Source organism: Sphingobacterium sp. HSC-15S19, assembly GCF_050433745.1.
GTDB lineage: Bacteria > Bacteroidota > Bacteroidia > Sphingobacteriales > Sphingobacteriaceae > Sphingobacterium > Sphingobacterium siyangense.
Genome location: NZ_JBNPWQ010000003.1, coordinates 116,750 through 131,599, shown reverse-complemented (window position 1 = coordinate 131,599; position 14,850 = coordinate 116,750). Strand labels below are relative to the sequence as shown.

7 protein-coding genes and 1 tRNA gene are annotated in these 14,850 nt (G+C 41.6%); 3 read left to right on the top strand and 5 right to left on the bottom strand.

Annotated features, from left to right (window positions below):
* Nucleotides 1–230: 230 nt before the first annotated feature.
* The 3 genes from L1283_RS03815 (at nt 231) to L1283_RS03805 (ending at nt 2,090) form a co-directional block, all read left to right on the top strand.
* Nucleotides 231–794, top strand: a complete 564-nt coding sequence (locus tag L1283_RS03815) for a porin family protein (protein ID WP_088160652.1) — start codon at nt 231–233, stop codon at nt 792–794.
* 160 nt (nt 795–954) lie between these two features.
* A tRNA-Pro gene (locus L1283_RS03810) sits at nt 955–1,028 on the top strand.
* 282 nt (nt 1,029–1,310) lie between these two features.
* The gene (locus L1283_RS03805) at nt 1,311–2,090 is read left to right on the top strand and encodes a phytanoyl-CoA dioxygenase (RefSeq protein ID WP_333887760.1); all 780 of its coding nucleotides are present in this window, start codon (nt 1,311–1,313) and stop codon (nt 2,088–2,090) included.
* 84 nt (nt 2,091–2,174) lie between these two features.
* Here L1283_RS03805 and L1283_RS03800 read toward each other — a convergent pair whose 3' ends face one another.
* The 5 genes from L1283_RS03800 to L1283_RS03780 form a co-directional block, all read right to left on the bottom strand.
* Entirely contained in the window at nt 2,175–5,234 is a 3,060-nt protein-coding gene (locus L1283_RS03800) for a DUF5107 domain-containing protein (protein WP_286732465.1), read from the bottom strand.
* Nucleotides 5,235–5,429: 195 nt separating this feature from the next.
* On the bottom strand, nt 5,430–8,435 hold the full coding sequence (locus L1283_RS03795) for a glycoside hydrolase domain-containing protein (RefSeq protein ID WP_429625783.1): 3,006 nt from the start codon (nt 8,433–8,435) through the stop codon (nt 5,430–5,432).
* 162 nt (nt 8,436–8,597) lie between these two features.
* Nucleotides 8,598–10,082: an aryl-sulfate sulfotransferase gene (locus L1283_RS03790; protein WP_286732462.1), complete on the bottom strand. Its 1,485-nt coding sequence runs from the start codon at nt 10,080–10,082 to the stop codon at nt 8,598–8,600.
* Nucleotides 10,083–10,154: 72 nt separating this feature from the next.
* Nucleotides 10,155–11,723: a RagB/SusD family nutrient uptake outer membrane protein gene (locus L1283_RS03785; RefSeq protein WP_429625782.1), complete on the bottom strand. Its 1,569-nt coding sequence runs from the start codon at nt 11,721–11,723 to the stop codon at nt 10,155–10,157.
* Between the two features lie 26 nt (nt 11,724–11,749).
* The gene (locus L1283_RS03780; RefSeq protein ID WP_429625781.1) at nt 11,750–14,848 is read right to left on the bottom strand and encodes a SusC/RagA family TonB-linked outer membrane protein; all 3,099 of its coding nucleotides are present in this window, start codon (nt 14,846–14,848) and stop codon (nt 11,750–11,752) included.
* Nucleotides 14,849–14,850 lie beyond the last annotated feature (2 nt).

Sequence of the window (14,850 nt, the reverse complement as noted above, 5' to 3'; positions counted from 1 at the left end):
CCCTTATTTATACCTATTCGTAATTCTTTTCGTATAGATGCTCAGGCGAGTACATGACATCCTCCCATCGGCCAATGATATTTACCCAAAAAACTTTATAAAAAGGCTTTTGTGACGACTAAAGGTAAGCCATCTATTTTATAAAATATTTTTTTTCTAAGGGTATATGGATTTTCCATTGTCATAAAGGAAAGAACAACATACAATTGATCACAAAAAATAATTTGACAATGAAAACAACATTCAAAGTAGCCCTGTTGGGATTGACATTATTAGGAATTGCAGGTACTACACAAGCGCAAGATATCACTTATGGTTTACAGGTCGGAAGCAACTATCATATGAGTTCCTTTGGCAACAAGTCTGTCAAAGATAATAATGGCAAAGTCGGCGTATCTGTAGCAGGATTTGCCCGTATTGGAGATCGCGTTTTCTTCCAGCCCGGAATCGGTGCCAGTCTGTTGCGTAAAGAATATACCTTCGAAAATGTGCAGAAAACACCTAAATTCTATCAAATAAATCTACCATTACAGGTCGGTTATAAATTTTTGGAAAATGGCGACTTCAACCTCCGTGGGCTATTGGGCCCGCAGTTAAACTATGATGTAAAAACAGTGAAGTCCAGCGCAAATACCGATTATAAGAAATTTTCATTTGATGGTAGAGTGGGGATCGGTGTAGATATCAGTCACCTTACATTAGATGCTTATTACAGCCATGGTTTTACGAGTATCGACAAGACCTTAGACGCAAAAAATAAAACAATCGGCATTATGGTCGGTTATAAGTTCTAATCAGCATCTATTAACTAAGAAAAACGCCATTCGATTTAAAATGGCGTTTTTTCGTATTTACATTTTATTTTTTGTCAATAATTACTATTTTAGCCCTACAAAAAAATTATTCCGGCTAATCGTCCTATTTAAATACGACTTTCAATCAAATTGGAATAAACGGGATGTAGCGTAGCCCGGTATCGCGCCAGCATGGGGTGCTGGAGGTCGTCGGTTCAAATCCGGCCATCCCGACGGGAGAAGCTCTAACGAATGTTAGGGCTTTTTTTATCTAAGCTAGTACAGAACCTACTACCCGGCCCCATATGATACGTTTCGATCTCAAAATAATTCTTTACATTTGCACTATGAAAATGACTGTAATGTTATAACACCCTTTTCTTGCTTAGTTCTTAAGCATGGCGCTGTGTACTATCCACATAGCGTAGATTTCTATTTTAAAATTTTATTCATTATCTAAACAAATAGGTCAATACGCAATTATTGTCCCTAAATAGGTTATATATCAAAAGAATTATGTCAGAAATACTAAGTAAAAAGGAAATAGAGCAATTCATTCTTAGTGGCTTTGTTCGCATTGAAAATGCATTTTCAAAAGAAACAGCGGATGCAGTTTTAGATATCCTATGGAATGACCTTCCCTGTGAAAGGTCTAATCCGCAAACTTGGACCGAACCAGTTATACGCTTGGGTATGTATACTCAACCACCTTTTATCGAATCATTAAATACAAAAAAAATACATTTAATTTTTGATCAATTGGTGGGTAAAGACAGGTGGATACCCTGTCGAAATGTGGGTACCTTCCCTATAAGGTTTCCATCTATCCAGAAACCAAATGATACGGGTAAGCACGTCGACGCAAGTTTCGCTGGCCATGACCCAAACAATTATTTAGAGTGGCGTATCAATGTCAGATCCAAAGGTCGAGCTTTATTAATGCTTGTGTTGTATTCGGAGGTAAGCGAAAATGATGCGCCTACGATCATATATGAAGGTTCTCACATTGATGTGGCAAAGCTCTTAGCCAAGGAGGGAGAGTTTGGTCTTTCGTTTATGCAGCTTGCGAATAAGTTGGACGAGCTGCCCAAAAGGAAAGAGGTGTATGCAACGGGTAAAGCAGGTACAGTTTATCTTTGCCATCCGTTTCTAGTCCATTCAGCTCAACCACACAGTGGAACTCTTCCTAAATTTATGGCACAACCGCCCTTGTTGTTGAGGGAGGAATTAGCAATCTCGGATTCCACAGAAGGATATACTCCAGTTGAACAAGCCATTCGTATAGGCTTAGATTAATCTGAAAATATCACATTAAAAAGTGGTCGCAAAAGCGACTACTTTTTAATGTGATTAACATATCCTTGCAACGTTAACACCGCATCAGAATAACCGTTGATCCTGTTCAAAATAGATTTTTCGGATCAATACAGGCCAATAACTTGCAAGGGTTCCTTCTTTAATCTGCATGAAAAGATCATGATCCGAAGGAATCATTCCTTTTAAATCATCCTTCTTCGCGGCAGATCCTTCCCCTTTCGACAGCTTTAATTGTTCTTCTGCAAGTTTTCGAAGCATCAGTTCATACCTATTTTTTGAAGGTTTACGCTGGGCAATTTTTTTCAAAAGATCTGGATTTCCCTGATTATTCCCTTGCTGCAAATGCAGTTCAAGCCAGTCGGCCAATATTTCATTTTTTTCATCGGCATAAGGCTCCCCAACGCCCAAATTCATAGGCCATAATCTCGATTCCGCAATTTTCAACTTTGCCTCTTTATATTTTTTTTCAAGGATAAATTGGTAGGCCAACATTAATTTGGTCTGTACATAATACCGATGGCCTTCAGTTGCGCCTTCAAATGGAAGTATGGTCACCTCTTCCAATTCTTTCTCAGCCCGCATGTATTCTTTCCCCAATAACAATGTACGTACCTGTGCCAAGGTTAGTATATAATTCTTCGGAAATTTGCGATGATATGCTGTACTCACCTTAAGGGCTTCTTTATAAGACTGACTATTGTTTAGGAGCTCCACCAAATGTAGCCCATATCGCCATTCTTGTGGTTCCATCAAGGTTGCCTGCTGCATCATCTGTACCGCCAGATCTATACGGCTCGTATCTTGCAAACTTGATTTCAGCGCATAATAGGCGGCAAAATCTGTTGGCTCCTGCGCTACTGCCGACAAAATTTCTCTTGCTTTTTGGGGCTGATTCCTGAAACGATACAATAGTGCAGTCAGATAATCGATCGTCCAACTTTTACTGTTCTCTTTTGCCCATTGGAATACTTGGTTACTTTCTTCTCGAAATGGGAAGACAAAAGCTGGCTTACTTTGCGTTGCCTGATTTAACCATTCCTGACTGATCGACTTATTCGATCGTGTCAGCCAAGCTAGCCAAATTAATGCTTCCGTATTCTTCTGTCCCGAGCGGAGTAGATCGGTGGCCGATTCAAACTCTCCAAGATCAGCATACCATATCGCCAGTTCCATCAGCTTTTCAGCGGCAAACTCTTGCCGGGATGAAAATGTCTTCTTTTCCTCAAATTGGAGAAAGGCATTAAACGGATCATATTGGAGAATTGTCTGACGGGAAAGACGATCTGTTACAGCTCCTTTTTTGTGCTGAACCAACACGTCCATCTGCAAGGCATCTATATTTAGCGGATTGGCAACCACAGCTTTTGCGATATAATCCCCTGCACGTTCATATTGTTTAATCCGATAGTAATATTTGGCCATTTGCACAAAGGAAGCACTTCGCCAAGTTGGATTTAATGAAGCGACTTCAAAACCATCTAAAGCATCGTTATCTTTTTTTAGCTTAATCGCTGCCAAACCATAGTAATAATTTGCCTGTGCTTCATAAGTATCCATAGACAATGCTTGCCGGGCATAGGCATAACATTGCTGATATTCCATTTTAAACCAGGCCAGTTTGGCCATTTCAAGGTAGGTCTGCGAAGTAGCGCCATGCTGGATCAGTTCCTTTAATTTTACTTCCGCAAGCGTATATTGCCTAAAGCGAATGAGATCACGTATCTCCAATAATTTGGTCTGCCCCGTATCTAAGCTTACTTCCGCTGAAATTACAGTAGGTCTATTCAGTTTTGACCAAGATGTATCCGTTCTGAGATTAAAATAATCCTGTCCCAATTTCAGATAGCGAGGTCTTGAGTCGGTTGCTACCATCAAGGATAATTTGGTAGGTTCGCCCAATTGGGCTTCAATAAAACTTCGATTTAATACAGTACCTATGCTATCAAGCACATATATACTATCTTTTAAAGGTCGCTTTGGATCAAGATCCAATAATAGCTTATTGTTCTCACGTTTTATCTGAATTGCTGCTGACAGTTGTATCTCCTTCGGTTTTCCTATCCCTGAAAATGGCATCCAGTATTCCGTCCAACTGTCACTTTGATAAGGAGCAAATCCAAGTTGTTTAAAGGGGGTCTGGCTGCTGGAAGGAACATTTTGATTGAACAGGCGTCCACTTTGGATTTCCACATATTGCCCACTCTGATCAGTCAGTAAATTTTCCCAGATCTTGCCATCTCCAGCCTGCGACCAAAGAAATATCTTTTTCCCTAATTTATCTTCACGGAGGGCATAACGGGCCATTCCATAATTATGATCTGTATAGTAAACCCCGAAAGCATTACTATGCGCGCCCAATACATGATATGATTTAGAACTGCCAAAAGCATTTTCGCTATAGTTAGAAAGATCCCGTCCCTGGCTATCGATAGGCCAGGCATGCGCATCCCCATCATGACCGATATATTGATTTCCGGGATACAAAAACTTCAGATCTTGTCCCGCAGCAACACCCAGATTCATCCAGGTATAATAAGGTTGTTCAACCGCATTGGCATTATACCAAAAGGAGCGTGTAGAAAAATAACCTTTGTCTTTTTCTAATCGGATCTCCAAGGTCCAGTTACTACGGCTCAGCATATCATAAGCGTGGATAAAGCAACTTACGCTTCCATCCGCATTTTCCTGCGTAAGGTAATCGACCGGTGTAGACGTATTGGGCGTGTGTCCAATAACACCATAATTAGCTTCGATACCACCACTCGTCCATGGTCCCCGCATGGCAATATCCCTAAATTTCACAACGCCATTGTTGTAAATATAGTCCCGCTTATTGACCTTATCATAGGCCGACCAAATTTTCCCACCGATCTCTGGCATCACCTGTACCCGAATATAATCGTTTTCCAGGATAACGGTTTTCCAGTCCTTTTCAATAGCCGTATTTGTAAAACCGTCAAAGCGGAAATAAGGATACAACTTTTGAGCTGAAGCTATGGGATCCGGATCCGTAAAGGGATAGGTTACATAACGTTTCTTAAGCTCAGAAACCTTTGCCGGATGCTGTGCAAAAACTCCGAGCACACAGCTGCCCATTGCCCATAACATAATCCACTTTTTCATTGGCATTTTAATTTAAAAATTTCACAATTTTAATGGCATTCCCCAAATCGTTGATTTGTCCGATCTGATTAAATCCGTCATGTAAGCCATTAACTTCACCGAACTTCAACATAAATGAATCTATCATAGGTTATTTGCATCTTTGCATCAACAAAAAGCCTATGATAAATTGCATCTTGTAGCAATATCGTACTGCTATTCAATAATCAACAAAAGTCCTTTATTCTTTGCTACCGGAATCGCATCGCCTAATTTATACTGCGCTCCCTTTTGAAAATTAGGGATTAATGGTGCGGATAATTTTGCCTTTCCAGAATCAATCCCCAATTTTCCCCAGTCAATGGCCAATTTTACATCCACATCACCATCCGCCCAGCTAGCGATAGCTACCATCGCCTTGCCCGCACGGCTATAAACAGTTGTAAGAACCTTATCATGATCGGTTTTAACAGGAATATTTGGCGACCAATAGCCTATCATTTTACTCCCTTTGATGCCAAATTGATCCCACGCTCTCCATAGATCAGCAGGTGTCAATTTTTGGTAAGGCATCCTATTGGTCATGCCATAGAGCATACCTCGCCAAGGATTTCCACCATCCTGTAGCATTTCACCCATTAAACCAAACGGAATGCCGCTCACCTCGGTAAGGAAAAAATCGGGTTGGTTATTCTCGTAGTCAAAGTATTCACCAAACCATAATCTATTGATGTACGGAAAATGCTCCAGATACAGATTCGCGCTATTATTGAATCCATCACTTTTATTATATTGATTTGCCGAATGCAAATCGATCAGACCAGGTTTGCCATTTTTTGTCAGTACACGTTTTATTCTTTTCATGGTTACCCGATCAAAGGCAACATCATCCAAATAAATCCCATCGATACCGATATGATCTACCAGCCAATTCATGCCTTCGACGTAATAATTGTGCCATCTATTCATTCCACTATTGATAATAGCCGCGTCTTTAAATTGGGGAACATACCATGCAGCGATATAATTTTTACCCACATGCTCCTGCAACCAGGAATATCCGCCTCCTTTTCCAGGTGAAAACACCTCGGTGCCCAGGCTACGCAATGGATAGAGCTCATAAACCCGATTTGAAACCTCACGAACGGTATTGTAGATCTTGACCTTTAAACCCTTATCATGTGCCTGATCGATATATTGCTTCATTTCTTTTGTCGCAATAAACGGATAATTGATATATGGATTTATTTCATTTCCATGATGGATATTGATAACATTAGATCCACTTGCAACAACAGAATCAACGGGTTTATAGGCATGGTAATACCGTTCATTCCATTGCGCTTCCGTATTGATCGGGTGAAAAGGGGTAATTAGCAGGTTAAAATTGTAATAAAGCACATCGCCTTTTTTGAGTTCACGGGCTCCGCTGTAACTATTGATCAAAACCGATTTTCCTTTCAGGCCAATATCAATTCCCCCTTTATTTTCATTACCCCAGGACTGTGGCAGCACAAGAGGCTTTTGAAGATAAAAATTCGTATTGAGCGGACGGGAATAATGCTCGTCACGGAGTGAAAACTGGAGTCCGGCATCTACAGCACCTATCCAGCCACCATCCTGATTTTTATGAGCTACATCCCATTTCCAGGTAAGCTGTTCGGGCCTCTTTCCTCCCTTTTGCCCAAGTCCCATAAAATAATCCGTCTTATCGGGCATCATCGGGATATGCATCGTGGCATCTTTTAATGACAGGTCCTTCAGCGCCGTCAGCTTGACCACATAATGCATATAGCCATCAAATTCCAATTTACCCTCTACTTCCATTGTCAGATCGGAAGACTCATTTTTGGCCGTCCAACTATATTCACCGTCACTTTTGGTTTCAAATCGGATCCCGATTGGTTTAAGTTGAATTTCCTTTCCATCTGAAGCACTATAAAAATGAAAATGAAGCGGTTCAAATAAGAGGTTATTCGCCTTGGATGATATTTCAGTCAATTCGGGTGTAAAAAACGTGCTGATCTGTTTTGGAAAACCACTCGCATGGAGTTTCACTTCGCGGCCTAAAATATGCAAGGTAGAATCTGCTTTTAATTCAATAGCTGTATAAGGCGCGACCACTGTATTTTTTTGAGCCAATGTCGAATTGAGCCATGGTAGTCGCGTCATTTTCCATGGTTGATCAACACCGGATATATCACCTGAAGCATCTGAAACCCTTATTTCCACATTGACCTGTTTCGCTACTGCATTTTTTGGTTTTACGGTAACCACGCCATGGTAAGTTCCGCTTGCAGTGACCTCCGGAATCTGTATACCACACCACAGAGCCTGAACCTTATCTTTTGGTATATCAACCTGGAGTGCCATTGCTTTTCCGGTATAATCCGTACCTTGGGTATTGATACAATTCAGGCTATTCGCGGGAATAATAGCCCCATCACTTGCTTTAAAATCCGAGAAAGAAATTTGGATTTCATGGAGGTCCTGCTTTGGAGACCATACCCCAAGTTGAAATGCATAAAATTCACCTTTCTGCCCTGTGCCCTGCAACTTAGTCATGGCTTTACCTTTCATAAGCCAGCGTTGCGGAAGATCGCTTTCCATTTTAATCGGAAACTCCCGCAATTCAGGAAAAAGATAATAAGCGGCATTCGCATTTCTATTCACAAAGCCTCGCACTTCTTCGGCACTCGCGATCAGTTCCATCGGATCATTACTATTGTATTTATCTACGGCATCAAAGCGTGCAACAGTAACTCCTTTTGAGTTCCCTGCCGCATGCTGTGCTACTTTCGCTGGTGCTGAAACGGCATTTTTAAGATAAATTGCATCCGGATAATTGCGGCTGCGGCCACCCATCTGATACGGTAAATAATAGACATAGTAAACGCCCTTCCCGGAAATTGGCTTAAACCGTAGTCCACCAGATTCCGTATTCATCCAAAGATAAGAGCTGGGTGCGATCTGCTTATTGCTGGCACTGTCGACGATAATAACTTGCTGATTTGCCTCAACCCAGCGATTTCGCCACGGAATAGTAACCTGCACCTCCTTCTGATCCGTGTTTACCTGCAGCACTGCACGATGATTACCCAGCTGGTCCGCATCCCACTTTTGTGTTTCCGGAGGATAGGTCAATTGCGCCCGGGCCGAGTTTGCGCATAAGGATACGGCAAGGATAATTGCCAGCTTATAAGAGGCTGTTCTTTTTTTCATGCGAATAGTATTTATTCAAAATATTTTTGTCTTTACCAAGCTTTTCCATAAGCCTGATACGATTTACAAGCTGCACTGCTTCCCCAACATGAGTCTATAGTGCAGCTACTTTTATTGGTCAATAAGAGGACTAAAATTAAGTTTTATTCCTAACATCTTAACTTAGTTTTGCCTGTATTTATGCCAGGTTTCCTCAGGCACATAAATAGCGCGATACGGAATAAAATAAGCGTTTAATTCCCAAAGAACTTTCCCCATTTTATCCGTCACCAGTACACTACCTGTTTTTGAGCTAGTCTGCAGTAAATTACCATTATCCAGTTCATAGGCACTGCCCATTCTTGCTGTAAACTGCTTTTTCGGAATTGGGGCCGCATAAGCTACTGTTGCCGTTTTATTCTTTTGATCAAGCCTAAAAGCGATCGCCCGAGATTGCTTATTGGCTGTTGTGCTGTCACGCGGAGAAAAATCACCATTGTCAAAAAGCAACAGCTCACCAGTTTTTGTGATATGCGGTGCATGCTGGAAATAAAATAGTTCCTGGTCCTTTAATTTATAATCGCCACCCTTTCCCAATTTCCAGAGAATATCACCAGTTTTAGCATCAATTTTCCAGACCTGATTTTCAATTGGTGAAGAAGTCAAATAATTGTTGTCACGATCGAAGGAAATGGTATTAAAATGAAATCGGTCATGCTTCAGGCTGTCTAATTTTTTATCCTGCTGAATATCCCATTTTTCCCAGGGAGACCATTTCTTCAAGATATTACCTTTTATATCCATCGTCAAAATAGCATCGCCCCAAAGGGTATCTTTTGGATGGTTGGGCCGATCGTCGATCCTAAAATCCCGCACGATACCGACAATATTATTATTGTGATCCATCTGCACGTCATGGTGCATGATGATCCCTTTTTTATCCAAATCGATACGTGCTATTTCTTTACCCGTAAGATCAATTTCAACAAGTACAGTCCCACCGACAAATCCGATACGACCACTTCTTAAATAATAACTTGCATTGGTCGATTTCTTGCTTGGCTGATTGGGTTTGTTGAATTCATCTTTACTCGCTGGAGCCAATAAGGCAAGGATAGTACCCCTTGGGGTCAAAGAGGCAAGACGCACGCCCAGCTTTTCGTCCTGCCAATACCAACGAATCGTCCCCTTGCCGTCCACCATGGCCATGTAGCCCGGAAATCCGCGATAACATAATAATACCATACCATTACCTAGGGCCTTTTCATCATGCGGATGATCGGCCTTGATCCAGTCGTGCACCATCCATGGCGATTGCGCTCTTGTTTTAAAAGATTGTTCGCTGGATTTTATGGGAATAATCCGGTCTATGATAACCCTAAATTTATAGCTTGTATTTGGTTCAAGCGTCATTAACGGAATGTTATGCTGAACAGCAGCATTTGAAACAGTTGTTTTATAAGACTGTTTATCCCCCTCTTTCCAATACTCCACATACACGGCTTCTGCCTTATTTAGTTTCACCTGAATAGCAGCGTTGAGCGGCAAATTATTGGGTGAGCTCACCTCAATATTTTCAATGTCAACCTGATGTGCATAATAATAGTAAGCAGCAAATACTGCTATAGCCACCACAATCAGTGCAATAATTGCTTTAATTGGTTTCATCTTTAAATAATTTCAATTCCACTGGTCTATCAAACAAAGCGCATTACCGACTATAATGCGCTTTAGTTTGGGTTATTTAGGCAATCGCGATGGATTGGCTGTCGTCATTTCTTGATGCAAACGTGCTTCTTCCAATGGATAAGGGAAATAGCGCATGGCTTCAGTGACATTTTCTTTCAGTCCGCGGCCTTTCAGATAAGCATTGCTTACTTTTTCATAGCGGCCCAGGCGGATCAGATCCTGACGTCTTTTGTATTCAAAGACAAGCTCAAAACCACGTTCGTCAACAAGCGCATCGATCATAGCCTCCTTACTTGCAGGACTGGGGAAATCAGGATGCTTACCATATTCAGGTGCTCCAGCTCTCTTCCGGACTTCATTGATATAAGGCAATGCTGCCGCGGGTCCGTTCAGTGCATTTTCAATCTCAGCCTTGCACAAAATAACATCCGCCAAACGGAGAACCTGAATCGTGCGCCCATCCAGATAGGAGTTATTGACCATATCATAAGAATACTTTTTCGTCGCCACATTTTGCAGGAATTTTACGGTATCACTTGGTGGAGTAGTCTGTCCTTTAGCAGGCAACATGTAAAAAAATCCATACTTTGTATTCTTGTCCCGTGCAGCCTTTCCGGTGTAATTATAATAGAAAAACTTTTTACGCGGATCGAGATCACTATATTTTCGCCAAAAATCAAGGGAAACACCATAGTACTGCCATCTATCCGGTACTTCAGGATTGTCGGTCGGACCAAAGTGATTAGTAATCTCGCCTCCATTTAATGTAGGCTCATGCAAGATGCCAAATATCAGCCCCATATCCATTTTATTATTGTCGGACCATTCCTTCTTAAAATCTGGATTCAGCGTGTATACACCTTTATCACGTAACGCTAAAACCTGATCGATATACGTTTTTGCTTTTTCATAATTGTGCGAACGCATATACATCTTTCCCATTAAGGTCAACGCGGCACCTTTTGTAGCACGGCCAATGCCCAGTTCGTCCGACCATTTCTCCGGCAAGTTATCGATTGCATACTGACAATCTTCAGCAATCTGTGCATCAATTTTCTCTACAGCAACCAAGGGTTCATTGTAGCTTTCCGTCGGATTCTTGACTGTCGTTATCAGTGGTACCGGTCCCCAGGCATCTGTAAGATCCATATAAGATAATGACCGCAAGAACCTGGCCTGGGCGATAATTTTCTTCTTGCGATCGTCGGGAATAGTTACACTCTCAATACGATCAATCAACATATTGGCATTGCTGATCACCTGGTACATATTCTGATAATTAAATTTAAAATACCTGTTATTATCATCATAGGTAAAGTTGCTCATCCGTGTAGGATCACCTGCCGCGGTAGAAAAGCCTATATCTGTTGCATAATCGGTGATCATCACCAGATAACCCGCATAGTATAAATAGGCATCCCCCGGATAAGGCGATAAACTCGTATAGACACCCGTCAGGGCCGCATTGATATCACTTTCTGTTGAGTAGGCATTTTTTGTCGTCAGATCACTGTATAATTTAGGGTCCAGCTTGGTACAGCTATTCAAGCTGAGGCCCAAAACAATGGCCAAACCTGCCATACCCAAGATATATTTGATATTATTTTTAAACGTCTTCATGTCATTTCTGATTTAGATATTAGCTATTAAAATGTTGCACTTACACCAAAAGTAAACGAGCGCATCGAAGGATATGAATTAAAATCCAGCCCCACCCCTGCATTGGCACTCTGATTATTTCCAGCTCTATTTTTAACCAGCGCATCATTTTCATATCCCTTGGTATCCACCTCAGGATCCCATCCAGAATAATTGCTAATCGTAAATAAGTTTTCCGCCATACCATATACCCGTATCGATTGAACCGCTTTTGTTTTCAATGGAATGGTATAACCGAGTGTCAGATTACGCAACCGCAAAAAAGAAGCATTCTCAATAAAATGGTCATTGATATAACCACCATAGTTCATGTAGTAGAATCCGTTTCTTGGAATATCCGTATTGGTGTTTGTCGGAGTCCATCGATTTAAAGCTTCTGTGGTACGTTTCCACTCCAGATTCATGCGTGTCATATTGAGTAGATCGTTTCCGACATTTCCATATATGAAGGCCGTCAGATCAAAGTTTTTATACGCGAATGTATTGGTCATACCAAAATTGAACTTCAGATAACCACGACCGATGATCGTCCGGTCCGCTGAATTGATTGTACCATCGCCGTTCACATCCGCGAACTTCGGATCGCCGGGTTTAGAATTTGGCTGTGGTGCATAGTTTTCTCCTTGTTGGATAACCCCCAGGTATCTATAGCCAAATAAAGAGCCCAACGATTCCCCAACACGAATAACCGAATAAGCTTCTTCAGAAACATTACCCATTGGTTTTGACGAAGTCAACAACTGTTCCGGCTCTCCACCCAAGCTTGACACCTTATTGCGGTTCATCGCTAAATTCAATTTTGTCTCCCAGGTAAATGCTCCGGTCATATTCTTACTGGTTACCGAAAACTCCAACCCTTTGTTATTCATCGTACCTAGATTGCGCTGTCCGGAGGTATATCCTGTGTAATAAGGCAATATACTCTTAATCAAAAGATCATTGGTTTTCTTATAATAGGCATCTACGGTAAAGGCTAATCGATTCTTAAAAAATGAAAAATCAAGTCCGACGTTATATTGCGTCGTGGATTCCCATTTTAATTTATCGTTTTCAGGATAAGTTGGGTTTTGTTTAACGCCACCCGAATTGGTCACACCATCAAACGTATAGTGTCCATTATCCATCAATCCATAAGAAGCATAATCCGCAACGCGATCATTACCCGTCTGTCCGTAACCCAACCTAAATTTCAGATCCGAAAATAGCTGCTGCTCTTTCATGAAATCCTCATTGTTGACCTTCCATGCAAAAGCTGCTGAAGGAAAGGTTCCCCAACGATGGTTGGGACTAAAGCGCGATGATCCATCACGACGTAAGGTTGCAGTCAACAGGTACTTATCAGCATAGGCGTAATTTACCCGCCCGAAAAAAGAGATGACCAAATTCTCCGCCTTAGCAGAATTTACTCCCGTAATACTAGAGGCCATTCCTAAATTATTGTATTCCAGCAGATCCGTTGAAAAACCTTTCACATTGATCCCTTTATTGTTGCGCACATATTTCTCATACGAATAGCCTCCCATCACACTCAAATTGTGTTTCTCATTAAACACCTTTGCATAGGTGGCATAAAAATCAATCAGGTTATGGGTTTCATTATAATCGGCCTGACTTGCCACACCATCATCTATCCCACCCTGATAAGAGTCACGAGTCAGATAACTGCCCAATTGATCATGTGTTATTTCTGTTCCTGCATCCATGCGCAAGGTCAGTTCCTTGATCGGATTTACCTCAAGAAAAATATTTCCATTCAACTTGTCCCTTTGCACATCATTGATCCGTGACATCAGGTTGGCCAAGGGATTGTCACCCTGCCCCCCTGGAGGTCTTCCAAAACTTCCATCTGCATTGTAAACAGGTACAGTCGGATCATAGGTCAATATGCTATACAAAACATTTGAATTCAGGATATTTCCGTCATACACCTGCATATTTGATTTTTCCCGTTGCGCGGATAGGCTCGCCCCAGTGCGGATATAATCGTTTACCTTTTGATCCACGTTGATACGTCCCGAGATTCGATTAAAGTCTGTCGTCTTCAAAACACCCTTTTGATCAAAATAACCTATGCTCGTCAACACTTTGGTTTTCTCACCACCTCCGGAAAACTGTAAATTATGGTTTTGCAAAATGCCGTTCCGCATGGTCTCCTTTACCCAATCCGTATTGACATCAGACTCGAGCTGTGATTTGGTGTAGACTGCATATTCCTGATTTTCTTGCCCCTGAATCTCCTTATAAAGTGCATTGGCAAGATTCATATATTTCTTACCGTCGAGAAAGGTGAACGGTATAATCGGTTTCTGTGTTCCCACATAGCCACTATAGGTAATGTTGTTTTTATCCGTAAGACCACGTTTTGTGGTAATGATAATAACACCATTGGCACCTCTGGAACCGTAGATAGCCGTTGCCGAAGCATCCTTTAAGATATCCATGGAAGCAATATCATCAGGATTGATGTTGATACCATTATTTGTTGGAAATCCATCGATCACATAGAGTGGATCATTACTTCCACTAATCGAATTGGTTCCGCGAATCCGGATAGACGTGCTACCACCCGGTGCCTTTGAATTCTGGGTTACAACGACACCGGAAGCTTTACCCTGTAGGGCCTGCCCTACATTGCTCACCGCTCCGCCTTTCGTTAGTTCGTTGCTGGAAAGCGATGCAATGGCCCCTGTCAGATCGCTTTTCTTTTGTTTACCGTATCCGATCACGACAACATCTTCTAGCTGATTCACCTGATCCTCCAAAATAATGGAAAGAGTGGTGGCTCCATCAGCTGAAACCTGCACATTTCGTTCTACATAGCTTTGATACCCGATGTATGAAAAAGTCAGTTCATACCCCTTTCCATTCGGTACATCTGCAAAACGAAAACTCCCATCACTCGCACTGGAAGCTGCTGTTGAAAAACTGCTGCCGGGATTTTTCAAAAGTATACTTACCCCTGCCAGCCGTTGCCCCGACGAGTTTTTGATTACACCATTTATTGTTCCCGCTAGACATCGAAAAGATAACAGTGTCAAGACAAGAAAAACAAAAAATGGTTTCTTGGTTAAGTTGAAATTTACCATGA